Raw genomic sequence first — 25,679 nt, forward strand, 5'->3', positions numbered from 1 at the left:
TTTATCCTCTTTCGGAGCTTATCTGTATTTTTATCGCAAAATAATCGCAAAAAGTGATAGATTGAATGAAATTATTCTTATTTTTGCAACATCTTATCAAAATCAAAAGTAGAAACAGAGACAATGATGCATTACTATCCACATACAGTCACATCGATGTGTATCCTGATGATCGGGACACAGGGGACAATGGGGATGACCCTTAGGGGTTAATATATAGTATGATGTGTATCTACGTGATTCACGCTTACAGGAAGTAAGCAAAACTCAATTTTATATTTTATTATTTGTATCAACAAAAGTGGTTTTGTATGCCTTAAGGAGCGTACAAAGCATTCCATTAAATAAGTATCTGCATGAAAGTAATGAAATTCGGCGGAACGTCCGTAGGTTCCGTGAACAGCATTTTAAGCGTAAAGAAAATCGTAGAGTCTGCCGGTGAGCCGGTAATCGTTGTAGTGTCCGCATTGGGCGGGATCACTGACCAGTTGATTAGTACTTCCCGAATGGCCGCCACGGGCGATGCAGCTTACGAAGGGGCATATCGGGAAATAGTACGCCGTCACGAAGAAATGGTAAAGGGAGTGATTCCTGCCGGAGAAACTCAAACTTTGTTGCACTATCAGGTGAATGAACTGCTTGATGAACTGAAAGATATTTTTCAGGGCATTTATCTGATTAAAGACCTTTCCCCGAAAACATCCGATACCATTGTCAGCTATGGTGAACGCCTGTCTTCACTGATTGCGTCACGGCTGATTCAGGGGGCTGTGTGGTTCGATTCACGCACTTTTATCAAGACAGAAAAGAAACACAATAAGCATACACTGGATACGGAACTGACCAATCGGTTGGTGCGGGAGGCTTTCAAAGAGATTCCACAGGTATCACTCGTACCGGGATTTATTTCTTCTGATAAGGTTTCGGGAGACGTGACCAATCTGGGACGCGGTGGCTCCGACTATACTGCCGCCGTCATTGCCGCAGCCCTCGGTGCCGATAGCCTGGAGATATGGACAGATGTGGATGGCTTTATGACTGCCGATCCGCGGGTGATCAGTACGGCCTACACCATCAGTGAACTGACCTATGTTGAAGCGACGGAGCTCTGTAACTTCGGTGCAAAAGTGGTTTATCCGCCTACCATCTATCCGGTGTGTCACAAGAATATACCGATTCTGATTAAAAACACATTTAATCCGGATGGGCAGGGAACGGTGATCAAGCAGAATGTAGACCATACGAAGAGCAAGGCCATCAAAGGTATTTCGTCTATCAACGATACGAGCCTGATTACGGTGCAAGGTTTGGGTATGGTGGGGGTGATCGGTGTAAACTACCGCATCTTTAAGGCGTTGGCAAAGAACGGCATCAGTGTGTTCCTCGTTTCGCAGGCTTCCTCAGAGAACAGTACCTCTATCGGTGTGCGTAATGCCGATGCCGATCTGGCTTGTGAGGTGCTGAACGAAGAGTTTGCCAAAGAGATCGAGATGGGTGAGATCTCGCCTATCCAGGCAGAAAAGAACCTGGCTACCGTGGCTATCGTAGGTGAGAATATGAAACATACACCGGGTATTGCCGGAAAGCTGTTCGGCACGCTGGGACGGAATGGTATCAACGTGATTGCCTGTGCGCAGGGAGCGTCCGAAACCAATATATCGTTTGTGGTCGATTCAAAATCACTGCGTAAATCGCTGAACGTGATCCACGACTCTTTCTTCCTCTCGGAATACCAGGTGCTCAACCTCTTTATCTGCGGTGTGGGTACGGTGGGTGGAAGCCTTGTCGAACAGATACGCCAGCAACAGAAGAAACTGATGATGGAGAATGGGCTGAAACTACATGTGGTGGGTATCATCGATGCGACGAAAGCGATGTTCAGCCGTGCCGGATTCGACTTGGGCAACTATCGTGAGGAGTTGAAAGAGAAAGGAACCGACAGTTCGCTGGACACTATCCGCGAAGAGATTATCGGCATGAACATATTCAACTCGGTATTTGTGGATTGTACGGCCAGTCCGGACATCGCATCTTTGTATAAGGACTTCCTGCAACACAACATCTCTGTGGTGGCGGCCAATAAGATCGCTGCTTCGTCGGCTTACGAGAATTACCGCGAACTGAAGCTGATAGCCCGTCAGCGTGGTGTGAAATATCTGTTTGAAACCAACGTGGGTGCCGGACTTCCGATTATTAATACCATCAATGACCTGATACATAGCGGTGACAAGATCCTGAAAATCGAAGCCGTCCTTTCGGGCACACTGAACTATATCTTCAATAAGATCAGTGCCGATGTGCCTTTCAGCCGTACCATCAAGATGGCGCAGGAGGAACGCTACTCCGAACCTGATCCGCGTATCGACCTTAGTGGCAAGGATGTGATCCGTAAGCTGGTGATCCTGGCCCGCGAAGCCGGATATAAGCTGGAGCAGGAAGAGGTTGAAAAGAACCTGTTTGTGCCGAACGACTTTTTCGAAGGTTCGCTGGAAGACTTCTGGAAGAAGGTACCCAGTCTGGATGCTGACTTCGAAGCCCGCCGCAAGGTGCTCGAAAGCGAGAATAAACATTGGCGTTTCGTTGCCAAGCTGGAAAACGGTAAGGCATCCGTAGGCTTGCAGGAAGTGGACCGCAACCATCCTTTCTACGGATTGGAGGGCAGCAACAACATCATCCTGCTGACTACCGAGCGCTATAAGGAGTACCCGATGATGATTCAGGGATACGGTGCGGGTGCCGGAGTGACAGCCGCCGGTGTGTTTGCCGACATCATGAGTATTGCAAACGTATAAAAAGAAGCTTATGAAACACATCATCCTGTTAGGCGATGGAATGGCCGACTGGCCTGTGAAATCGTTGGGAGGCAAGACGCTCCTGCAATATGCAAAAACGCCTTATATGGATAAACTGGCCCGCATGGGACGGGTCGGACGGTTGGTGACCGTAGCCGACGGGTTTCATCCGGGAAGTGAAGTAGCCAACATGTCGGTTCTGGGATACAATCTTCCGCAGGTGTACGAAGGGCGCGGGCCGCTCGAGGCCGCCAGTATCGGTGTAGATCTGCAGCCGGGCGAGATGGCGATGCGTTGCAACCTGATTTGTACGGAAGGGGATATCCTGAAGAACCATTCGGCCGGGCATATCACCACGGAAGAGGCGGATGTGTTGATTCAATATCTTCAGGAGAAGTTAGGTGACGACCGGGTGCGGTTTCATACCGGTGTGCAATACCGCCATTTGCTGGTGGTGAAAGGGGGGAACAAGCAGTTGGACTGCACTCCGCCGCACGATGTGCCTTTAAAGCCTTTCCGTCCGCTGATGGTGAAACCGCTGGTGCCGGAGGCCGAAGAGACAGCCGGCTTGCTCAACGAACTGATCCTGAAGTCGCAGGAACTGCTGAAGGATCATCCGCTGAACCTGAAGCGGATGGCCGAAGGCAAGGACCCTGCCAACAGTATCTGGCCGTGGAGTCCGGGTTATCGTCCGCAGATGGAACGTCTGTCCGATACATTTCCGCAAGTGAAGAGGGGAGCCGTAATCTCGGCTGTCGATCTGATCAACGGTATCGGATATTATGCCGGACTGCGCCGCATCGCGGTGGAAGGGGCGACGGGACTGTACGACACCAACTATGAGAATAAGGTGGCCGCCGCATTGGAAGCCTTGAGGACGGATGACTTTGTCTATCTGCACATCGAAGCCAGTGACGAAGCCGGGCACGAAGGTGACGTGGCACTGAAGTTGCGGACCATCGAGAACCTGGACAGCCGTGCCGTAGGCCCTGTCTACGAGGCGGTGAAGGATTGGGACGAACCGGTGGCCATCGCCGTATTGCCCGACCATCCCACTCCTTGCGAGCTGCGCACGCATACCAATGAACCGGTACCGTTCTTCATCTGGTATCCGGGCATCGAACCGGACAGCGTACAGACCTTCGACGAGATAGCAGCCGTGGAGGGCAGCTACGGACTGATGAAGGAGGATGAGTTTATTAAAGAGTTTATGAATCATTAGCGAATACGGTTCACCACAGATTACACGGATTAACACAGAACTTTTAATCTTAAATATCAACGATCTATATTATTAATCTGCGAAAATCTGTGTAATCTGTGGTGAAACGGAAATGAAACATTTAGCGCATAATCATTATAAAAGTATCTATGAAATATTATAGCACAAACAAGCAGGCACCGCTTGCTTCACTTGAAGAAGCAGTGGTAAAAGGGCTTGCTTCCGATAAGGGCTTATTTATGCCCATGACCATCCGGCGTTTGCCGCAGGAGTTTTACGACGAGATAGACAGCCTTTCTTTTCAGGAGATCGCATATCGGGTGGCGGATGCCTTTTTTGGCGAAGATGTCCCGGCGGAAATATTGAAAGAGATCGTTTATGACACATTGAACTTTGATGTTCCGCTGGTACAGGTTAAGGACAATATCTACTCACTGGAGCTTTTCCACGGTCCCACGCTTGCCTTTAAGGATGTGGGCGGACGGTTTATGGCCCGTTTGCTGAGCTACTTTATCCGCAAGGAAGGCAGGAAGCAGGTGAATGTGCTGGTGGCTACCTCCGGAGATACGGGCAGTGCCGTGGCCAATGGCTTTCTGGGAGTGGAAGGCATCCATGTGTATGTGCTCTATCCGAAGGGAAAGGTGAGTGAGATACAAGAAAAACAGTTCACTACGCTGGGGCAGAACATCACGGCACTCGAAGTGGACGGCACTTTCGACGACTGTCAGGCGCTGGTGAAAGCGGCCTTTATGGATAGTGAACTGAACGAGCGGTTGTTGCTGACTTCGGCCAACTCCATCAATGTGGCCCGTTTCCTGCCGCAGGCTTTCTATTACTTCTACGCTTACGCACAGTTGAAACGGGCGGGACGGGCAGCGAATGCCGTCATCTGTGTGCCGAGCGGAAACTTCGGAAACATTACGGCAGGCTTGTTCGGTAAGAAGATGGGGTTGCCCATCCGGCGTTTTATCGCTGCCAATAACAGGAATGACATTTTCTATCAATACTTGCAGACGGGGCGGTACAATCCTCGTCCGTCGGTTGCTACCATTGCCAATGCGATGGATGTGGGCGATCCGAGTAACTTTGCCCGTGTACTCGATCTGTATGGTGACTCGCATGCGGCTGTCGCAGCCGAGATTTCCGGTGCGACGTATACCGACGGGCAGATCCGTGAGACTGTGAAAACCGTATGGCAGGAGACCGGCTATCTGCTCGATCCCCACGGTGCATGCGGCTTCCGTGCCTTGGAAGAGGGCTTGCAGCCGGGTGAGACAGGTGTCTTCCTGGAGACGGCCCATCCGGCAAAATTCTTGCAGACGGTTGAGGCCATCATCGGTACTGAGGTCGAGATACCTGCCAAACTCCGGGCATTTATGAAAGGTGAGAAGCAAAGCTTGCCGATGACGAAGGAGTTTGCCGATTTCAAGAGCTACCTGCTGGGCAGGTAGAAACTCACCCCTGAGGGTACAGGGAGACACATGAGGGCACAGGGTGACGCAGACGATTTAGGTCATGGATTATTGACGTGAATACTCTGTGCCGCTCTGTGCCCTCGGTGGTGAAATATGCTTTTTCCCCCGCCGCCGGCTTTTCCCCCGGATTCGCTTCCGCGCGCATGCGGTTTTTTTTCGTTCCACATGCGGGTGAAAGTCGGTTCTTGTATAAAACTAAATAACTGGAATCCGCTTCCCGCTCCGGGCCTTTTCCCGAACTTTCCGCTGCCTCTTTTGTTGTACCCCAATAAAACCTAACCCCTCGTGTATGATGAAGAATAAAAAAGTGGAGGCCAATCTGAGCATGGTGGTGTCCAAAACCTTTAGCGGATTGAATATGAATGCGTTGAAATACCTGCTTCCCGTGTGGGTCAGCCCTCTTTCGGGAGTGGCCCTCCGGTGCGTGTTTGCCGCCGTTGCTTTCTGGATCATCGGAATGTTTGTCAAGCCCGAGACTTCTACCCGCAAAGAAAAGATCTACCTTTTCCTCCTTGGTGCGTTGGGCATTTACGGTTTTATGTTTCTCTATCTGGTGGGGCTGAGTAAGACGACCCCCGTCTCCAGTTCCATTTTCACCAGTCTCCAGCCCATTTGGGTGTTTGTCATCGCCGTTGTCTTTTTCAAAGAGAAAATCAGTGTCCTGAAGGTTGCCGGCATCTCCCTCGGACTCGGCGGGGCCATCCTCTGTATCCTGGCACAAAAGAGTGACGACTTGGCTTCGGACGCCCTGACGGGGAACGTGCTGTGCCTGTTGAGTTCGATTGCCTATGCCATCTATCTGGTGGCGAGCAACCGTATCCTGAAATCGGTCGGAATGTTTACGGTGCTGAAGTATACCTTTGCTGGAGCAGCCTTTTCGAGCATTCTGGTCTCTGCCATCACCGGTTTTCATGCACCGGTATTTTCCGGACCAGTGCATTGGTTTCCGTTGTCTGTCCTCCTGTTCGTCCTGATTTTCCCTACGGTCGTCAGTTATCTGCTGGTGCCCATAGGACTGAAATATCTGAAGACTACCGTGGTCGCCATTTATGGTTATCTGATTCTGATGGTGGCCACCATCGTTTCCCTGTTGGTCGGGCAGGACCGCTTCAGCTGGGCGCAGACCATTGCCATCGGCATGATATGCATCAGTGTCTATCTGGTCGAGGTGGCGGAAACGAAGGAGAAACCTCTCAGTAATTCAGATAAACCAGGTAGTCTCCCTCCGCATGGATCGTGAATTCGTCACCTGTCGCCTCGTTCAGTGTCCCTTGCCACCAGTTGTCGAAGTCGCTGAGCGGGTATACCAATCCCTCTCCTCTGAGTCCGGTGGCACCGAAGTTAAAGACAGAGACCTGTTGTCCGGGGCGTGATTTGAAAGTGTTCCGTCCCGATGCGGGAACGAACATGCCATGATCGGTCAGCATCGTCACCTGTGCTCCCACCTTCATATAATCCACCAGCAGGCTGATGTTTCCCAATGTATGGTCTTCCCGTTTGCCGGTTGCACCTACAAGGATGATCACCTTCTTGCCTTGGTCCAGCAGGAAATGGACCGCTTTGGTCTGATCGTTCGTTTCCTGGTCGTCTATCTGATGGAATATTTCCCTGAAACGGTCTTTATTCTCCGCCGAGAGGGAGTCCCCGTCACCGATGATGGCATTCGGGATGAATCCCCGGCGGATGTGTTCATCGGCCGATCCGTCACAGCATACCACATAGGGAGCCATGATCAGCATGGTTTCGGGCATGGAGTGGGTTGGATATTCGCCGTTGCCCAGTATCACGGCATCCATATCGATATCATTTACTTTCATAGTGCATCATTTGTTTCCATTTAAAGTAGCCAAAGATAGCAATTATTGAGTAAAGTCCGTAAAGGGCGGATGTGAAATAAAGCTCTTTGTAGATGTAAAGTCCGCAGCATACCACGTCGACCAGTATCCATGCCCACCATTGTTCTACGTATTTGCGCGCCAGCATCCACATGCCGATGATGCTCAGTGCCGTGGTAAACGAATCGAGCCAGGGTACGTTGCTGTCCGTGAACCGGATCAGTATCCAGGCAATGCCGAGGAAGGCTGCTAAGAATACCGCGGTCAGCGGAAGATACCTTTTCAGCGGAGTATATGTGATGGGGAGTTCGGCTTTCGACTCCCGGCCGGCACCCCGCATCCAGACAATCCATCCGTAAACGGCCGCCAGCAGATAGTAGATGTTGATTCCGAAGTCGGCATACAGTCCCGCCCGGTAGTAGACGAAGATGTAGATGGCAGGCATGATGATGCCTGCTATCCAGAGGTAAATGCTGGCACGGTATTCCAGCCAGAGATAAATCAGCCCGATCAGGGTACCTGTGATTTCGAGGTAGTTCATGGCTTAAAAGCGGATGGAAATGTTACCCATTACATTCGTTCCGGCCTGTGCGGCGTAGCCGGCATAGTTGTAGCGCTCTACCTCTCCTTTTACTATCTTATAACCGCTGCCTGCATATCCGTTGTTTTCGTACTCGGCATTGAAGAGGTTGTAGATGGTGAATCCTGCCGTAACCGACTTTACGTGAGGGAGCTTGAAGGTGTAAGCCAGGTTGAGGTTGCTCACGAAATAGGCGTCCAGCGTCTGGTCAGCCTGTCTGGCATTGCTCATGTACTGCTTGCTGACGTATTGTGATTGCAAGGCGGCCTCGAATCCCCGATAGCTGAACGAGAAGCGGTTGTTCAGGATCAGGTCCGGCGAGAAGGCAATCGGTGTATTTCCGTGGCTGACCTCGATCGGATTCTTCCATTCGTCTTCATACAGCTTTTCGGTGAAGTTCTTCACCCGGTTTTTGCTCAGTGTACCATTGATGTCCCACTGGAACCATTGGCAGGGCTTCACACCCAGCATCAGTTCCACTCCCATCCGGTAACTGTCGGGCACGTTGCGCGCCATAGCCTCGCCTATCTCGTTCAGCTCTCCGGTCAGTACCAACTGGTCTTTGTAGTCCATATAGTAGAAGTTGGCCCCGGCGCTCAGCCAAGTGTTCCGGTAGGTATATCCCAACTCATAGTCGAGCAGTTTTTCCGCCTTTGGATACTCGTCCGCGTTGCCGTCGGTATAGTTGTTCCGTGTCGGTTCCTTCTGGGCGATGGAGAACGATGCGTAAACCCGGTTGTTGGCGTCTATGTCCCAGTTCAGCCCGGCTTTCGGGTTGAAAAAGTTGAAGTGATCGTTTACCGCCAGTTTTTGCAGGGCATCCGCGTTGTAGTCAAACTTATCGTTGTCGCCGTTTATCTTATAGTTGATGTAGCGGTATTGCAGGTCGGCGTACGCATTGAGCCCCGCCACCAGGTTATAGTTGGCTTTCAGATAGAGGTTGCCGTCCGTCTTCTTCGCTTTATTCCGGTAGTATTCGTGGTCGGGGAGCAGTTCGCCGATGTAGTTTTTCACCCAGATCACCCGTCCGAAGTGCCATCCGTCATAATGGTTCAGCGCACCTCCCAGTGAAGCGTTCAGCTTTCCGTTCTGGTAATTTACCGAGAACACGCCGCCACCGAAGTGGTTGTCCATCTTCTTCTGACGGATCAGGTCGCTCTTGTCCACCTCTTTGCCATCGTGCATGAAAGGTGGCAGGCGATACTCCTTCAGTGTCCGGTCCTCCTTATACTCCTGATAATATCCGTCTCCTTTCGTATAATGGAGTGCTGCGTTCAGGTTCCATTCCGGCGAGAAAGTGTGGTTCAGTAAGAGCTGGTAGTTCATTTGCAGATAGTTGTCTGTCTGGTCTTTGTAGAAACGGATGTTGCCGTCATCATCCGTGTACATGCCGCACGAGTTGAAACGTCGTCCGTACTTCTCCATTTCTTCCTTGCTGGCATAATTCCAGGCATGATACGTTTTCTCTTTTCCGCCGAAAGTGATGAACTTCACCGAAGTGTTGTCGGCGAAATATCCCCCCTGTGCATAAAAAGAATAAAGGTCTACCGAAGCCCGGTCGATGTATCCGTCCGTACTGATGTTGGACAGGCGGGCATCGAAGGCCCAATGGTCGTTCAACAGTCCGGTACCGAATTTTACCGTTTCTTTGTGCGCATTGAAGGTTCCGTACGAAGCATTCAGTTCGGCATACGGCTTCATCGAAATCCCCTCCGTCTGCATATTCACGCTGGCACCGAAAGCACCGGCACCGTTGGTCGAAGTTCCCGCACCGCGTTGCACCTGTATATCCTTCACCGATGAGGCAAAGTCGGGCATGTTCACCCAGAAAAGCGTATGGCTTTCGGCATCGTTCATCGGAATGCCGTTGGCGGTGATGTTGATACGTGTCCCGTCCGTTCCGCGCACACGCAGGGTGGTATAGCCGATGCCTGCTCCGGCATCACTGGTGGTCAGTGCCGAAGGTGTCATACTGAGCAGATACGGGATATCTTGCCCGAAGTTCTGCTTTTTGAGTTCCTCTTTCGACACGTTGGTAAATGCTACGGGAGTCTTCGAAGTGGCACGTGTGGATACTACCTGCACCTCTTGCAGGTTTACTACTTTCAAGCTGTCTGTCTCGCCCGCTTGCGCGAAGACGCTTGCTCCGGCTATCAGGCAGCCGGCAAAAATCATCTTTTTCATGTTGCTAATTTATTTTTCTCTACGCCGGCATTACCCGGATCAGGTCAAAGGGTATGTTCTCAGCCCGTCATGTTAAGGCACCCCTACTCAGTGAATCGGTGGCAAATTTACGCTTTTTGGGCGTGTTAAGCAAGAAACACTTCGCTATTTGATAAAAACATTGTAGCTTTGTCTGCTGTTATTAAATGAAAAACTTTTAAAATTGTACTATTATGCTACTATTCTTTCAAGCCACGCAACAAGTGGCAGACTCTCTGCAGGTAGCGGCCGATAAGCTCGATCAGGCCATTGCACAGGCCGATGGGCTGGATAAACTGGCTCTGGTTACCCAGCAGTTGATCGATTCGGGTATACAGGCCGGAGGTCACATCCTGAAGGCTGTGATTGTCTTTCTGGTCGGACGTTTTCTGATCCGGATGCTGAACCGACTTGTAAGGCGTCTTATGGATAAGAGAAATGTCGATATCAGTATCAAAACTTTTGTAAGGAGCCTCGTTAATATCCTTCTCACCGTATTGCTGATTGTTTCCGTGGTAGGTGCATTAGGAGTGGAAACCACTTCGTTCGCCGCTCTGCTGGCTTCTGCCGGTGTGGCTGTCGGTATGGCTCTTTCGGGTAATCTGCAGAACTTTGCCGGCGGACTGGTCATCCTGCTGTTCAAGCCTTATAAGGTGGGCGACTGGATAGATGCACAGAACGTTTCCGGTACTGTCAAGGAAATCCAGATCTTCCACACCATCCTGACCACTGCCGACAATAAATTGATTTATGTTCCGAACGGTGCACTGAGCAGTGGGGTCGTGACTAATTACAGCAATCAGACAACCCGGCGGGTAGAGTGGATTGTTGGTGTGGATTATGGTGAAGATTATAATAAGGTTGAGAAGGTGGTACGTGAGGTGCTGGCTGCCGATAAGCGTATCCTGGATGATCCTGCTCCCTTTATAGCTCTTCATGCCCTGGATGCGAGCAGTGTGAACGTGGTGGCCCGTGTCTGGGTGAACAGTGCCGATTATTGGGGAGTATATTTCGATATTAACAAGGCGATTTATGCTACATTCAACGAACAAGGCATTAACTTCCCCTTCCCTCAACTCACAGTTCATCAGGCACCCAACTGATAACTCATACAAAAAGGGTGGCTACTTCGTCGGAGGTAACCACCCTTTTTCAAGATTTATATTTAACCGATTAACACACTCCAAAATCTTCTGTCGGATCATACGTGTTGTCTGTGATGCCTAACAGATGGTTTATCTCTCTCCGCTTATCCAAATCCTTGAAATAGGTTTCCACCACTTTGTAAAGATCGAAACTGAATGTAGATCCGGCTGCCATATCCAATGACTCTACCATCTGTTCTACTGCCTGGTGGATTCTTTCTTGATCGATCAGGTGAAGCTCATTACTGTGAATAAGATATTTTTCCATAACCGTTGTTGTTTTAAATTTCTACAGATAAAACATTCTGAAAGAGGATAAGGTTCAATCTGTTTTTTCTTATCTTTGCGGTCTCTGTATTTTGCCTTAAATCTTTAAGTGGGGAATATTCGATAATGAATCAGTTCTTAGACTTTGACCAGAAACTGTATGCAGAACTCCGTAAAGGTAGCGAGCATGCTTTCGTTACTGTTTTCCGGCAGTACAATCGCTTGTTGTATGCATTGGCCTATCGGTATTTCAAATCCGGTGAAGAAGCCGAAGATGCCGTACAATATACCTTTATGAAACTGTGGGAACAGCGGGAAAGGTTTGACTTTCAGTCCGGAATCCGGAGTTTATTATTTACTATTTTAAAGAACTACATACTGAATGAATTACGACATCGTAATCTTGTTTTCGAGAAACATTATGAAATGGCCCAGAAAGACGAAGAAGCCGATGATGGTTTCCTGAAAGATTTTGAGGATAAAGACTTCAGGGAGCATCTCCGGGCCGCTATCGGCAAACTCCCCCCTCAAAAGCAAAGAATATGCCGTTTGAAAATAGAGAAAGGGCTTTCCAATCAGGAAATAGCGGACGAGATGCATATTACGGTTCCTACCGTAAAATCACATTATACCCAGGCCATTAAGATACTTCGTGCGGAAATAGAATCGTTGATTGTACTACTTCATGTATTGTGGATTCATTTTTTAGGGTGAGTGTCAACTCATACTTTTAAGTTGGTGAAGTGTTTTTATTAGTAGATAAAGAAAAGTAGAAATGAAAATAGATGATGCGATTATAGATAAGGTGCTCAATAATGAAGCTTCTGCAGAGGAGGCCGGAAAGGTGGCGGAATGGTTTGCTACAGAGGAAGGTAGCCGCTATCTGTCGGAACGGCTGGAAAATGAATCTTTGCGGTTGACGGAAGAGCAGGCCTTGGATTGGCTGGACCATCCGGTGCCGGAAGAACGGATGCGGCAACGCTTTATGGGAGAGATCAAACCACAGAAAAAAACAATATCTTATCGTCGCGGACTGATAGCGGCGGCCGTGTTGATCCCTTTCCTTTTTCTCAGTTTGTCGCTTTGGTTTCTGGCCGACAGAACCGGTGTATTCTCTGCTACGGAGTATGCTGAACTGAAGGTTCCTTACGGTGAACAGATGCAGGTCGTTTTGCAGGATGGTACGGTCGTACAGTTGAACTCGGATACTCGTTTGCGATATCCCAAACAATTTGGGCTGTTCAATCGTAGTGTTGAGCTGTGGGGAGAAGGCTATTTTGTGGTAGCCAAAGAAAAGAACCGTCCGTTTATTGTCGATTTGAAGGGAATCGAGGTGAAGGTGACCGGAACCAAATTTAATGTGAAGGCATATCCTGCAGAGCAGAATGTATGGGTGACACTGGAAGAGGGCGGAGTTCTGCTAAAGGATTCGAAGCATAAGGAGTATCCTCTTGTACCCGGTCAAAGTGCGGAATATAACAGAAAGTCCGGACGTTGCCAGATATCCGAACCGGAAGATATGAACCAGATCTCTTCCTGGCGTTCCAATAGCCTGAACTTTTATCTCACTCCGTTGAAAGAGATCATAAAAGTGATGGAACGGCAGTATGATGTTCATTTCATTGTGCGTGATTCTACTTTATTGAATAACAGGTTTACTCTGTCTACCAGCAAAGTGAACGTTGATGATGTATTGCGTGATTTGGAGGCGGTTTCATGGATACGTTTCTCACAAACAGAAGACGGGGTGTTCGAAGTCCTGAAGAAAGAATAGATGGATTGAATCATCATTCCTATATAGATAGATGCAGACCAGACAAAAGGGACTGCATCTATTTTTTTAGATGTACTCTAAAACAGAAGACTCATACTTTCTTTCGGGTGAGGTGTTAGCTTATGTATACTAAAAAGGCCTTTCGGAATATTTATTTTGAGTATGAACCAGATGTCTGTACATAAAGATATCACAATGATTATGTGTTTATATGAAGTATTTGTTTACTTTGTTGATGGCCTGTCTCCCGTTTTCCTTTACTCATGGGATTAAGAGCCATCCATCTTTTCTAAATTCGTCCGGACGATGGGTAGTTTGGTCCGAAAAACCTGCTACATCCTGGCAGGATGCATTCGTTACCGGTAATGGAAGTCATGGAACAATGGTGATGGGACAGCCGGGAGAAGAAAGGATTATCTGTGTCCACGAAGAATTATTTATAAGGGGATGGGACCGCAATAAGGTGGCGGTTCCTTGCACCGCTTCTTTGCTCCCGCAAGTACGAAGTCTGATGGAATCAGGAAAAAGTGATGCCGCGGATGCGTTGATGACGAGCGAAGCTGATTGCCAGTTGGTTGCCATGGGAGCCCGCCAACGTTGGCCTTTGATTCCTCATCCGGCTTTCGACCTGTGTATCCGGCATACGGGTATACCTTTACAAACCGAAAAGCAGTATAGAAGGCAGCTCGACCTGGAGACTGGAGAAGTGCTCACTTCCTGGTGCGAAAACGGGAAGGTGACGGAATCTGTGTTCTCGTCCAGGGAGCATAATGTGAATGTGGTCCGCTTGAAAGCCGATGAGGGTAATAAGATGAATCTGGTGCTGAGTCTGAAAGAGACTCCTGGGCGTGAAGGTATGCACTTTGATCATAACTTGGACAGTGCTTTCTCATCGGTGAAAGCAGAAGCCGTGTCGGGTTGGTTATCCTATCGTGCCGGCTATAAATATGATGTCGGTGGCTATGAAGGGTTAGCCCGTGTGACGGTTAAGGGAGGAAGTATGACGGCTGAAGGAGATTCTTTACGGATAACGGACGCTGAAGAGGTGTTGGTGCTCATTAGGATCACTCCTCTGAAGGAGGCCCGTTTATCCGTGCGTTCGTCCGTACAAAAAGAACTGTCGGGTTTGCCGCTTGATTATGGTAAGTTGCTGAAACCTCATAGCCGGATACATGGGGAAATGTTCCGCCGTATGCAGTTGGATCTGGGATGTTCGTCCGACTGGAAGACCGTTCCGACTGAGAAAATGCTTTCGACGATTCACGAATGTGGGGTTACTCCTTTGTTTTTAGAGCAGATCCACGCAATGGGCCGTTATCTCTTGATTTCTTCGTCCGGCAAATATCCGCCTCCTTTACAAGGAATTTGGGGAGGAGGCTGGAAACCCGGATGGATTGGCGGATTTGTTTGGGATTCAAATATTAATTTAGCTATTTCGGCAGCATCTATGGGCAACTTGCATGAATGTGCGGAGTCTTATATTGGATATGTCGAAAATCTATTGCCGGGTTGGAGACTGAATGCGAAAAACTACTTGGGATGCCGGGGCTTTCTTGTAGCCCATTACAATGATCCGGAAAACGGATATCTGACTCATTTCGGAAGATCTTTTCCCTGGATGTTCTGGGCGGGTGGGGCTGGCTGGAATATACGGCCATTCTACGAGTATGCTATGCTGACCGGTAACGAGACCTTCCTAAAAGAACACGTATTCCCCCTCTATCGGGAGATGGCCGGTTTTTATGAAGATTATCTTATTATGGGCTGTGACAGCCTTTATCATATCTGTCCGAGTGTTTCACCGGAAAACGCATCTCCCGGAACTGATACCTGGCTGAGCAAAGATGCTACGATGGATGTTGCCATTGCCAGAGAAGTGTTTGGCCTGCTTCTGGAGATGGGGCATAAGTTCCGTGTGGATAAGAAAGAACTGGAACGGTGGAGTCATTATCTGCAACGCTTGCCGGCTTATCGGATAAATAACGATGGGGCATTGGCCGAATGGATTGATCCCCATTATCCGGATATGTATAACCACAGACATCTTTCACACTTATATCCGGTGTTTCCCGGTTCCCGGTTGGGTAAGTCAAAAGGAGATTCCCGTCTTATTAAAGCGGCAAGTGTAGCTTTGGACAAGCGTTTTGCCTTCGATACCGGTTCGGCTCATGGACTAATCCATGTGGCACTACAGGCTGTACGGTTGGGAGATATAGAGAAAGTGAAGACCAATCTGGACCGCTTTTGCCGCCGCCATTATTTATATGACGGACTGGTTACCTCGCATGATCCCGAGCATCAGGTTTACAATCTGGATGCGGTTTTGAGTTTTCCGCGTCTTTTGATGGAAATGCTGGTTTATACGGAAAAGGGGAAAATAGAACTACTGCCGGCTTGGCCTCATGAATATGCCGATGGCTGCATAAAAGGGATACAGGTGTATGGTGGACACACATTGGATATTACGTGGAAATCCGGACAGCTGGTGGAAGCCGTCCTGCATGCACGGCAAAACGAATCCTATGAAGTAGTTTATGGGGATCGGAGAACACGATTACAGCTACGTGAAGGCAAGACTTATCATTTCTCTGCACCATTTTTTGCAGAAAAATGAAAATGACACTCATACCTTCTTTGGGATGGTGTGTTAGCCTATATAGAAAGGCCTTTTTATAAATTATAAAAATAATTAATTTAATACTGTATGAAATGAAAACAAGAACCAGAACGAAAATGCTGTTGCTCTTAGGAGTTCTTTTATTTGGCTTTACTGTTTCGGCATGGTCACAAAAAGTTTCTTTAAATTTTAATAATGAGAGGGTAGAGAAGGTACTGTCTTCTATAAAAAGCCAGACAGGGTTAGGGCTGGTGTTCAGCGATCAATTGATCAACGTAAACCGTAAAGTATCCATTCAGTTGAAAGATGCCACTCTGGAGGATGCGTTGACAAAACTATTGGCAGGAACGAAAGTTACTTTTGAGGTCAGAAATAATAAGATTTATTTTATTGAAAAGAAAACGGACCAACAACCCGGTTCCCGGAAGAAGAAGGTATCCGGAGTGGTGAAGGACGCTATGGGGGAACCTGTCATCGGAGCCAATGTTGTTGAAAAAGGAGCAGGCACCAATGGGGTGATAACAAATCTGGATGGGGAGTTTACGCTGGAAGTTCCGGAGAATGCTTCTTTGACTGTCAGTTACATCGGCTATCTGCAACAAGATGTTTCGACAAAAGGGAAGGATACGTTTAACATCATTCTGAAGGAGGATACCAAAACCCTGGAAGAGGTGGTAGTTGTGGGATACGGTGTTCAGAAGAAAGTGAATCTGACGGGAGCAGTTGCTGCTGTCGATTCCAAATCATTGCAAAACCGTCCGGTGACTAACGTATCGAATGCCATCCAAGGGTTATTGCCCGGTGTGACTGTCATTTCCGGAACCGGACAGCCGGGAAGTGACAATACAACCATTCGTGTGCGTGGTGTCGGGACTTTAAATAACTCTAATCCGATGTATGTTGTGGATGGTTTACCCGTATCCAGTATCAATGAGGTAGATCCCAGCGATATCGAGAATATCTCAGTACTGAAAGATGCTTCTTCAGCAGCTATTTACGGTTCACGTGCGGCAAATGGAGTTATCCTGATTACTACTAAAAAGGGAGGTGATAAAGCACCTACTCTACGTTATGACGGCTATGTGGGCTGGCAGAAACCTACAGCTCTTCCCGAATATCTTCATTCATGGGAATACGCAAAGCTGTACAATAAAGCCATGGTTAATGAAGGTAAGAAACCTATTTATACGGACGAAGAGATTGAAAAGTTCAGAAACGGTTCAGATCCTGACAACTATCCCGATACGGATTGGCAAGGACTATTCTACAAAACCGGTTTGCAACACAGCCACCGTGCCGAGATTTCGGGAGGTACGGATAAGATGACTTATATGTTCTCTGCCGGTTATCTGGGACAGGACGGTATTATCGATATTGCTAAATACGATCGCTATTCGGTACGGGGTAATATGAATGCCAAGATGGGAAAGTTTACAGCAGGAATGAACCTTTCCTTCACGTATGGTGAGGCACAGGAACCTGTGAGTGGTTTTACCGGTGAGATGTCTAATATCTTTTCACAAATCAACCAGATCGCCCCTTTTATTCCTTATAAATATTCAAACGGATATTATGGATATGCCAATGACGGTAACCCGCTGGCTTTTATCGAGGAAGGCAACTTGCGTACCACCAAGCAACACATCACCAGAGCCATCGGAAATGTGAGCTATGAACCGGTCAAGGGATTGAAGATTCAGGAAATCGTGGGTTATGAATATAAATCGATCTCCGACGAGAAGTTTATTAAGGATATCCAGTATTATAACTGGAAAACAGGAGAGCCTACAAAATATCAGGGACCTAACAGTCAGACTGATGAACGTAAGAATGGGCTGAAACTGAATTTACAGACACTGGTCAGTTATAACAATACGTTTGGAAAACATACTGTAGGTGCACTGGCGGGATACGAACAGGAATATTACCGTGAGGACTGGACTAAGGGATACCGGAAAAATTTCTTGAACAATGATCTTTGGGAATTGAATGCCGGTTCACCTGATGGACAGACAGCCAATGGCTCAGCCAATGAATACGCATTGCGTTCATTCTTCGGGCGTCTGACTTACGACTATGACAATCGCTATTTGGTAGAGGCAAATATCCGTCGTGACGGAACTTCACGCATCTTTAAAGACTCCCGTTGGGGTGTGTTCCCCTCTTTCTCGGGGGCATGGCGAATCATCAATGAACCGTTTATGGAAGGAACCCGCAATGTACTGTCCGATCTGAAGCTGCGTGGAGGTTGGGGCGTTCTGGGCAATCAGGCTATTTCTTACTATTCTTATCAATCTGTACTTGATCAAGCCAATTATTCCTTCGGTGGAACAGTTGTACAGGGAGTGGCTCCGGTAGATGGTGCTAACCGTAACCTTGTTTGGGAGACCACAGAAACATTGAACTTCGGACTCGATATGGGATTCTTGGGCAATCAGTATACTTTGTCTATTGAAGGATACCGTAAACTGACTTATGACATTCTGATGAAATTGCCAGTGAGCACCTTGTACGGTCTGAATGCTCCTTACCAGAATGCAGGTAAAGTAAAAAATACCGGTTTTGAAATGACTGCAGGCTATAAACTGAATACTCATGGCTGGAACTTCCAGGTGTCGGCTAATGCTGCATATAACAAGAATGAAGTACTTGACCTGAAGAATGGCGGAGCACGCATCTGGAGCGGTAAATATTTTAATCAGGAAGGTTATGCCATCAATTCTATCGGAGGATACATTGCGGAAGGACTTTTCAAAACAGAAGAAGAGGTTGCCAATAGTGCTACGATACCCGGTACCGAAACTGCACCCGGTGACATCAAATACCGCGATATCAATAATGATGGAAAAATTGACGGAGAGGATCGTGTTTATATCGGTAATACAATGCCTAAGTGGACTTTCGGGCTGAATCTGTTTGCTGAATGGAAAGGGTTTGATGCTACTTTCCTGTTCCAGGGAGCTGCTGATGTGCAAGGGTATCTTGCAGGCCCCGGTGTAGTGGGCGAAATGATCGGAGCAAAAGGTAAGCCGTCTTATATGTACCGTGACTGTTGGGATGCTGAAACCAATCCGAATGGCAAGTTTCCGAGAGCATTCTCTTCTTATCGCCAGAACAACAGTATCTATAATCCCTCTTCTTTCTGGATTGTCAACTCTTCATATTTACGTTTGAAGAACTTCCAGTTGGGATATACACTGCCCAAAGAATGGTGTAATGTGATGGGGATTTCGAGAATCAGAGTTTATTATAGCGGGCAGAATCTGCTTACCTTTACCAAATTTGATAAAGGCTTCGATCCGGAATCACCCGAAGGAGGAAGCTCTTATCCTCAAGTCAAAACAAATACATTTGGTTTAAACATAACTTTCTGATAGATAATACGTATGAAAAAGATAATATATAGTTTGTTATTTGCCGCTTTGTTCTCGGCATGTAGTACCGATTTTCTGGATCGGAATCCTTTGGACAAACCCTCAAACGAAGCCTTTTGGAGAACTGAAAAAGATGCCATGGCCGCAGCTACAGGATGTTATAATGGTTGGTTTTCTATGGATGAAGTGATTTATGCCGACTGTGCGTCGGATAATGCTTATAATCCTTTTACTTGGGAAGGCTGGGCGGTACAGGCCGCAGGAACAGCGACCCCTACCGATCCGGGTTATAGTTATATGGGATATGGGAACATGGTTCGCTATAATAATTTCCTGGAGAATATCCACCGCCCCGAAATGAATGAAGATTTACGCAAACGCTTGACAGCCGAAGTACGTTTTCTGCGTGCGTGGGATTATTTTCAGAAAGTGACACATTATGGTGATGTCCCGTTGGTAACTTCCGTACTTGAAATTAAAAATGCCAATTTACCACGTACCGAGAAAGCGAAAGTGGTTGAGTTTATCTTGAATGAACTGAAAGAGATCGCTCCGCAACTTCCCGAATCTTACTCCGGAAGTGATGTCGGACGTATTACTCGTGGCGCAGTTTTGACACTGAAAGCCCGTCTGGAACTGTTCGAACACCAGTATGATGATTGTATGGTTACTTGTAGCGAAGTAATGGGATTGGGCTACGAACTGTTTCCCGATTATAAAGGTTTGTTTAAGATTGCGAATGAAAATAATTCGGAAGTTATTCTGGATATACAATATGTAGAAAGCTTGTATGGTAACTGGGTTTTAGGAGTATTGCCTCCGGCCAGTGTGGGTGGATGGTGTTCTATCAATCCTACTCAATCACTGGTAGATGCTTTTGAGTGTGAAGATGGAAAAACGATCGAAGAGTCTGAGGTATATGATCCGAAAGAACCTTACTTGCACAGAGACCCTCGTTTGGCTGTTACCGTATTAGCTCCGGGAAATCTATACGAAGGAAAACGTTACGACCCAATTGATGTGAAAGATCCGAATGGAGATTATTATGCTCCCTACGGACGTTCTAAAACAGGATATTTGGTTCGTAAATATGTGGACGATTTGTCTGATTATGCGGATATGTGGGATTGTGGCATGAATGCCATTGTCATGCGTTATGCAGAAGTGCTGTTGATGTATGCCGAATGTAAAATAGAGCTGAATCAGATTGATAATTCCGTTTACGATATTTTGGACGACATACGTACCCGTGCTAAAATGCCGGTTGTAGACAGAACCCGATATACCGGTCAGGAGAAGTTGCGCGAATTACTCAGAAGAGAAAGACGTGTGGAACTTGCTATGGAAGGACTTCGGTGGTTCGATATTTGCCGTTGGAAAATCGGTGAACAAGTGTTGAACGGTAAGGTATACGGTTGTTTACTTGGAACGGTCGATCCTGTAACCGGTGCCCTTTCATTGACAAATGAACGAATTTTTGTTGAGAACCGGAAATTTGATCCGGCAAAGCATTATCTGTGGCCTATTCCGCAGACAGTGATCGATGCCACTCCGGCAATTGTACAGAATCCCAATTATTGATTTGGATGGGGAACTTTGAATACTTATATACAAAGAGTGCAATATTATTGTTTGCACTCTTTGTTACTACAGATGTTTACTCGAATTGTGTTGAATCATGCCCGTCGGGTAGGGAAATTCATGTGTCTTCTTCGCGTGGTAATGATTCTTATGGAGGAGAGGAAGCCCGGCCTTTAAAGACCATACAGGCTGCTGCCAATATTGCGCGGCCGGGAGATGTCATTACTGTTCATGAGGGGGTCTATCGGGAATGGGTGAATCCCCCCGTTGGAGGGGAAACAGCGGATAAACCTATTATTTATCAGGCTGCCGGAGGAGAGTATGTGGAAATCAAAGGTTCGGAGAGAATTAAAAACTGGAAAAGGCTGAGTAATACTACCTGGAGTGTAGCAATCTCGAATAATATATTCGCTGCGTTCAATCCCTATGCTGATACTTTGAAAGGAGACTGGCTTGAAAAAGGTAAATGGGCACATACCGGAGAAGTTTATTTGAATGATCGGGCGCTTACGGAAGCTCCACGACTGGAAAATGTATTATTAAACAAGACAGATAGTGCCCTGTGGTTTTGTAAAGTTACTAAAGACACAACTTATTTGTGGGCTAATTTCGGTCAGAAAGACCCGAATGAAGAATTGACCGAAATAAATGTTCGGCAAGCTGTGTTCTATCCGGAAAAGCCATTCGTCAATTATATTGTTGTGCGCGGATTTCGCATGAGCCATGCCGCTACTCCATGGGCACCGCCGACTGCTGAACAGATAGGATTGGTGGGTACACATTGGAGTAAGGGGTGGATAATAGAAAATAATACGATAAGCCATTCCAAGTGTGTCGGCATTACACTGGGAAAATATGGAGATGAATGGGATAATAAATCCGAATCTGTTGAAGGCTATATACAAACTACCCAACGGGCACTTGAAAATGGTTGGGATGAAAAGCGGATTGGTAACCATTTGGTGAGGAATAACCATATTTCCTATTGTGGTCAAGCTGGAATAGCCGGAAGTCTTGGAGCTGTTTTTAGTAGAATAGAAACGAATGTCATACATGATATCGGGTTACAGGAAACTTTTTGGGGATACGAATTAGCCGGAATAAAATTGCATGCTGCAGTGGATGTAATGATAAGCGGGAATCATATCTATCGGACAGAAGGAGGAATTTGGCTTGATTGGATGGCACAGGGAACCCGGATAAAAGGTAATCTGTTACATGACAACCAGACACAAGATCTTTCTTTGGAAGTGAATCATGGTCCCATACTGATAGATCATAACTTGTTTTTATCTCCGGAACTGGCGCAGATTAGACTTTCGCAGGGAGTTGCGTTCGTCAATAACTTGATTGCCTGGGAGATTTGGCCTACTGATAGCGTTGATAAGCGTGAGACCCCTTATTTAGAGCCGCATGGTACATCTATTATCGGATTTCATGATTGTCCTTGCGGCAACGTGTCCTATTTCAACAATATTTTCATGCGGACAGATTTGACTCCTTATGATCAGTGTCGTTTGCCAGTGCAAATGAAGGATAACGTGTTTTGGTCAGGGGCTATACCATCCATTCATGAGACTATGTGTGCAGTAGATACCACTCAACATCTGGTTGGGATAAGGAAATGTGAGGATGGCTGGTACTTACAAATAGATGTTCCCGAAAGTTGGGAGAAAGAAAAAAAATGGGTTATTCCTACTGTTGGACAGTTGAGATATGCAATTATTTCAAATCAAGCTTTTGACAAAATGGGCGGACTACCTGTGTCGTTAAAGGAGGACTACTGGGGTAAAAGACGTAAGAGTAAGATAACTTATTGTCCGGGTCCTATTGAGTTTGAAGCGAAAGGATTACAAATGATTAAAGTTTTTTGTGAAGATGAAAAGATTGTATTATAGGATTATTTTTTCTTGTTTAGCTATTCTGTTTCCACTTTCTCTGCTTTATGCGGGGGAAGTGGAGACAAGAATTTCGCTGAACATGAATCTTGGTTGGGCCTTTCACCGCGGGGATATTGTAAATGGTGAATATCCTGATTTAGATGATTCCGGCTGGATAGCCGCTACCCTTCCTCATATTATGCAATTAGAGAAGAAACATTGTGGCGGGGATATTATCTATGATGGAATAGGTTGGTACAGACGCACTTTTAAGGTACCGTCACAATACAAAGATAAAAGGATCAGTATCTCGTTCGAAGGAGTGATGAACGCCTGTGAGGTATTTCTGAACGGGCAAAAAGTATATACTCATCGAGGTGGATATATTGGTTTTGTGGCAGATCTCACTTCCTATCTTAATTGGAATCAAGATAATTTGTTGGCTGTCAGAGTTTCAGCAGAGTATGATCCGCTTACACCTCCCGGTAAGCCACAGGGAGGAATGGATTTTTATTATTACAGTGGTATTTATCGGGATGTGGAAATGATTATTGCCGATCCGCTTCACATCACTCATGCATTAGAAGAGGATGAAGTTGCCGGTGGCGGAGTTTTCGTCACATATCCGATAGTTGAAAAAGAGAGAGCTGTTGCTCATGTAAAAACACATATCAGAAATGAAGGTCAATATCTCCGGAAGGCGCAGCTTCGTACCCGGATGATTGATAAAAACGGTAAAGTGGTAGCTTGCCAACAAGACTCTTTTCGTTTGTTGGCTGGTGAGGCTCTTCATATCGAGCAAGATTTAAAGATAGACAATCCTTTTTTGTGGCATCCATATACTCCCGATCTGTATCAATTAGAAAGTACGGTTATTGAAAATGATAAAGTGACAGATCATTGCGCTGAGGCAGTTGGTATACGTACGATTGCTTACACCCGTGACGGGGGATTTTTCATAAACGGTGAACCGCTTTATTTGCGTGGAGCAAATCGTCATCAGGCATTTGCCTATATTGGAGATGCCGCTTCCAACTCCATGCAAGAAAGAGATGTGATCGATTTGAAACGCGGGGGCTGTAATGCCGTCAGGGCAGCTCACTATCCACAAGATCCTGCTTTCTTGGCTGCTTGTGATAAATATGGGTTATTGGTTGTGGAATGTATTCCCGGTTGGCAGTATTTTAATAAAGATTCTGTATTTATTTCCCGTCTCTATGAAGTCGGGAAAAAGATGATTCGTCGGGATCGCAATCATCCTTCGGTAATTCTTTGGGAAACAGCTTTGAATGAGAGCCGTTATCCGGCGGAAGTGGCCCGGGAATTACATGCCATTGCACATACCGAATATCCCGGCGACCAAATGTATACTGCCGGTGACTACTTCGGACATACGGACCGGGTTGATTATTTTGATGTATTTTATAAACAGGTATCCCGTTTCCCGAAAGATGGGGATGTGATGAGTAATTATCCGGAAGACCAGATTGCGGTGAAACCACTGTTCTGTCGTGAGTGGGGTGACGGCGTAGGAGAAAAACCTCGTGTGAGCCTAATGGAGAATGAAGAGGAACAATTGAAGCAGTGCCGGGGACGTTTTCAGCAGCTTAACGGACATGGATACTTTGACTGGTGCATGCTTGACGCAAATCCACGGATGGGGGGACATTTTTTGTGGAGTTATAATGATTATGCACGTGGAGCAGAGCAGGAAACTATGTTTTGTGGAATGGTCGATATGAATAGATATCCCAAATTCAGTTATTATATGATGCAGAGTATGCGTGATAAGGATATATCCCAACCCGGATTATATGACGGACCGATGGTATTTATCGCGTCACAGAATACAGCTCCGCGTTATGTCTCATCCGTGAAAGAGATTACCGTATTTTCCAATTGTGATGAAGTCCGGTTGTTTCGTAATCATCAACTGATAGGTAAACAGACGCGCATAGAGCGTACTTCGTTTTATCATCCTATTGTGGAGAAAGGGGGAAGTCCCTGTTATGTCTTCGATGCCGGAACCTATGAAGCCGGTGAATTAGTTGCTGAAGGACTGGTAGACGGAAAGGTGGTTGCAACTCACAGTGTGCGTACTCCCGGACAACCCCGGCAGATTGAAATCTGGTTGAAAGAAGATGGAATACAACCCATAGCGGATGGTTCGGATATGATTCCTGTCTATTTTAAGATCTGTGATTCGTATGGAACTCCCGTTAATACTTCAGATGTCAGGATATATATATCCGTATCCGGCGAAGGGAGTCTGATAGGGGATGGTATAGAGCGTATCGGGGTTAATCCTCAGCAAGTAGAGGGTGGAATCGGATACACACTGATACGGACTACTTGTCGTCCGGGTAAAATTCATGTTTCGGTTTCGGCTGATGGGCTTAAGGGAGATAGCCGGGAGATTACGACCCGAAGATATAACGGAGCGTATGTGCCTGAGGGACAACATGCTTCCTATATCGGAAATGAAGAGGAAGGAGCAGTTGTGAAGGCAACTGCTTGGGAAAATATAATTCGTACAAAAACTCCGTTGAAAATAGTGCGGGTTGAAGCCACTTCGGAACAGAAACGTTATACAGCCGCATGCATTACAGATGGAGACGATTTTTCGTGGTGGATTGCTGACAATGAAACTCAGCCTCAAGTAGTAACGCTTGAACTGGATAAATCCGAGAAAGTGTTTGCAAGCCGTATCCGGTTTCAGAAGGATAGTTCCACTTATACACATAAAGTGGAAACCTCTATCGACGGAAAAAATTGGGAACTTCTGTATGAACGTGAGTGTACGGGGTGGGATTTTAAGCCGGTGCAGATCGGTAAGGAACTAAAATATATGCGTATCACCATTGAGAAAAGTTCGGAAGGAGCAGCCGGACTGGCTGAAGTCACAATCTATAAGTAAATTGATAATTGGAATATA

Annotated in this window: 16 protein-coding genes and 1 riboswitch; of the genes, 12 read left to right on the forward strand and 4 right to left on the reverse strand. The window is 46.8% G+C overall.

What is annotated here, in order from left to right:
* The first annotated feature begins 356 nt into the window (after positions 1-356).
* The 4 genes from thrA (at position 357) to DBK98_RS07245 (ending at position 6,729) form a co-directional block, all read left to right on the forward strand.
* A complete protein-coding gene (gene thrA / locus DBK98_RS07230) occupies positions 357-2,792 on the forward strand; it encodes a bifunctional aspartate kinase/homoserine dehydrogenase I (protein WP_005823094.1) in 2,436 nt (811 codons plus the stop codon).
* A gap of 10 nt (positions 2,793-2,802) precedes the next feature.
* Entirely contained in the window at positions 2,803-4,014 is a 1,212-nt protein-coding gene (locus tag DBK98_RS07235; RefSeq protein WP_032536849.1) for a cofactor-independent phosphoglycerate mutase, read from the forward strand.
* Between the two features lie 149 nt (positions 4,015-4,163).
* Positions 4,164-5,465, forward strand: coding sequence for a threonine synthase (gene thrC / locus DBK98_RS07240; protein ID WP_005810637.1), 1,302 nt, complete (start codon positions 4,164-4,166; stop codon positions 5,463-5,465).
* Between the two features lie 316 nt (positions 5,466-5,781).
* Positions 5,782-6,729 carry a DMT family transporter gene (locus tag DBK98_RS07245; protein ID WP_032531769.1) on the forward strand — a complete coding sequence of 316 codons (948 nt, stop codon included), beginning with the start codon at positions 5,782-5,784 and terminating at the stop codon, positions 6,727-6,729.
* Here the strand turns inward: DBK98_RS07245 and DBK98_RS07250 are convergent.
* From DBK98_RS07250 to DBK98_RS07260, 3 genes are all read right to left on the reverse strand, one after another.
* Positions 6,683-7,306 (reverse strand): thiamine diphosphokinase, encoded by a 624-nt coding sequence (locus DBK98_RS07250; RefSeq protein WP_005810634.1) that lies wholly within the window; start codon positions 7,304-7,306, stop codon positions 6,683-6,685. The two genes, DBK98_RS07245 and DBK98_RS07250, sit on opposite strands and share 47 nt — an antisense overlap.
* Entirely contained in the window at positions 7,293-7,865 is a 573-nt protein-coding gene (pnuC, locus tag DBK98_RS07255) for a nicotinamide riboside transporter PnuC (protein ID WP_005810632.1), read from the reverse strand. Before pnuC ends, DBK98_RS07250 begins: the two co-directional genes overlap by 14 nt.
* Before the next feature lie 3 nt (positions 7,866-7,868).
* Positions 7,869-10,088, reverse strand: a complete 2,220-nt coding sequence (locus DBK98_RS07260) for a TonB-dependent receptor (protein ID WP_032536851.1) — start codon at positions 10,086-10,088, stop codon at positions 7,869-7,871.
* Positions 10,087-10,183: riboswitch (TPP riboswitch) on the reverse strand. It overlaps the preceding gene by 2 nt.
* Positions 10,184-10,300: 117 nt before the next feature.
* Between DBK98_RS07260 and DBK98_RS07265 the strand changes: the two genes are divergently transcribed.
* On the forward strand, positions 10,301-11,209 hold the full coding sequence (locus tag DBK98_RS07265; protein WP_032536852.1) for a mechanosensitive ion channel family protein: 909 nt from the start codon (positions 10,301-10,303) through the stop codon (positions 11,207-11,209).
* Between the two features lie 70 nt (positions 11,210-11,279).
* Here the strand turns inward: DBK98_RS07265 and DBK98_RS07270 are convergent, their stop codons facing one another.
* Positions 11,280-11,519: a hypothetical protein gene (locus tag DBK98_RS07270; protein WP_005778611.1), complete on the reverse strand. Its 240-nt coding sequence runs from the start codon at positions 11,517-11,519 to the stop codon at positions 11,280-11,282.
* Between the two features lie 125 nt (positions 11,520-11,644).
* Here DBK98_RS07270 and DBK98_RS07275 point away from each other — a divergent pair, with 125 nt between their 5' ends.
* From DBK98_RS07275 to DBK98_RS07305, 7 genes are all read left to right on the forward strand, one after another.
* On the forward strand, positions 11,645-12,232 hold the full coding sequence (locus DBK98_RS07275) for an RNA polymerase sigma-70 factor (protein ID WP_005778610.1): 588 nt from the start codon (positions 11,645-11,647) through the stop codon (positions 12,230-12,232).
* A gap of 61 nt (positions 12,233-12,293) precedes the next feature.
* Complete coding sequence (locus DBK98_RS07280; RefSeq protein ID WP_032536853.1) at positions 12,294-13,292, forward strand: FecR family protein; 999 nt, start codon at positions 12,294-12,296, stop codon at positions 13,290-13,292.
* A gap of 211 nt (positions 13,293-13,503) precedes the next feature.
* Positions 13,504-15,906: a glycoside hydrolase N-terminal domain-containing protein gene (locus tag DBK98_RS07285; protein ID WP_032536854.1), complete on the forward strand. Its 2,403-nt coding sequence runs from the start codon at positions 13,504-13,506 to the stop codon at positions 15,904-15,906.
* Between the two features lie 95 nt (positions 15,907-16,001).
* Complete coding sequence (locus DBK98_RS07290; protein ID WP_032536855.1) at positions 16,002-19,283, forward strand: TonB-dependent receptor; 3,282 nt, start codon at positions 16,002-16,004, stop codon at positions 19,281-19,283.
* 12 nt (positions 19,284-19,295) lie between these two features.
* On the forward strand, positions 19,296-20,864 hold the full coding sequence (locus DBK98_RS07295) for a RagB/SusD family nutrient uptake outer membrane protein (RefSeq protein WP_005810627.1): 1,569 nt from the start codon (positions 19,296-19,298) through the stop codon (positions 20,862-20,864).
* A 5-nt stretch (positions 20,865-20,869) separates the two neighbouring features.
* Positions 20,870-22,762, forward strand: a complete 1,893-nt coding sequence (locus DBK98_RS07300; protein WP_032536856.1) for a right-handed parallel beta-helix repeat-containing protein — start codon at positions 20,870-20,872, stop codon at positions 22,760-22,762.
* Positions 22,743-25,661: a glycoside hydrolase family 2 TIM barrel-domain containing protein gene (locus DBK98_RS07305; RefSeq protein WP_032536857.1), complete on the forward strand. Its 2,919-nt coding sequence runs from the start codon at positions 22,743-22,745 to the stop codon at positions 25,659-25,661. Before DBK98_RS07300 ends, DBK98_RS07305 begins: the two co-directional genes overlap by 20 nt.
* Positions 25,662-25,679: the final 18 nt, after the last annotated feature.

This window comes from Bacteroides sp. PHL 2737 (assembly GCF_004115325.2).
Lineage (GTDB): Bacteria > Bacteroidota > Bacteroidia > Bacteroidales > Bacteroidaceae > Bacteroides > Bacteroides hominis.

Bases quoted from the DNA above. Each gene is read 5' to 3' on its own strand.
- thrA (WP_005823094.1), top strand. From the start codon at position 357: ATGAAAGTAATGAAATTCGGCGGAACGTCCGTAGGTTCCGTGAACAGC.
- DBK98_RS07235 (WP_032536849.1), top strand. From the start codon at position 2,803: ATGAAACACATCATCCTGTTAGGCGATGGAATGGCCGACTGGCCTGTG.
- thrC (WP_005810637.1), top strand. From the start codon at position 4,164: ATGAAATATTATAGCACAAACAAGCAGGCACCGCTTGCTTCACTTGAA.
- DBK98_RS07245 (WP_032531769.1), top strand. From the start codon at position 5,782: ATGAAGAATAAAAAAGTGGAGGCCAATCTGAGCATGGTGGTGTCCAAA.
- DBK98_RS07250 (WP_005810634.1), bottom strand. From the start codon at position 7,306: ATGAAAGTAAATGATATCGATATGGATGCCGTGATACTGGGCAACGGC.
- pnuC (WP_005810632.1), bottom strand. From the start codon at position 7,865: ATGAACTACCTCGAAATCACAGGTACCCTGATCGGGCTGATTTATCTC.
- DBK98_RS07260 (WP_032536851.1), bottom strand. From the start codon at position 10,088: ATGAAAAAGATGATTTTTGCCGGCTGCCTGATAGCCGGAGCAAGCGTC.
- DBK98_RS07265 (WP_032536852.1), top strand. From the start codon at position 10,301: ATGCTACTATTCTTTCAAGCCACGCAACAAGTGGCAGACTCTCTGCAG.
- DBK98_RS07270 (WP_005778611.1), bottom strand. From the start codon at position 11,519: ATGGAAAAATATCTTATTCACAGTAATGAGCTTCACCTGATCGATCAA.
- DBK98_RS07275 (WP_005778610.1), top strand. From the start codon at position 11,645: ATGAATCAGTTCTTAGACTTTGACCAGAAACTGTATGCAGAACTCCGT.
- DBK98_RS07280 (WP_032536853.1), top strand. From the start codon at position 12,294: ATGAAAATAGATGATGCGATTATAGATAAGGTGCTCAATAATGAAGCT.
- DBK98_RS07285 (WP_032536854.1), top strand. From the start codon at position 13,504: ATGAAGTATTTGTTTACTTTGTTGATGGCCTGTCTCCCGTTTTCCTTT.
- DBK98_RS07290 (WP_032536855.1), top strand. From the start codon at position 16,002: ATGAAAACAAGAACCAGAACGAAAATGCTGTTGCTCTTAGGAGTTCTT.
- DBK98_RS07295 (WP_005810627.1), top strand. From the start codon at position 19,296: ATGAAAAAGATAATATATAGTTTGTTATTTGCCGCTTTGTTCTCGGCA.
- DBK98_RS07300 (WP_032536856.1), top strand. From the start codon at position 20,870: ATGGGGAACTTTGAATACTTATATACAAAGAGTGCAATATTATTGTTT.
- DBK98_RS07305 (WP_032536857.1), top strand. From the start codon at position 22,743: ATGAAAAGATTGTATTATAGGATTATTTTTTCTTGTTTAGCTATTCTG.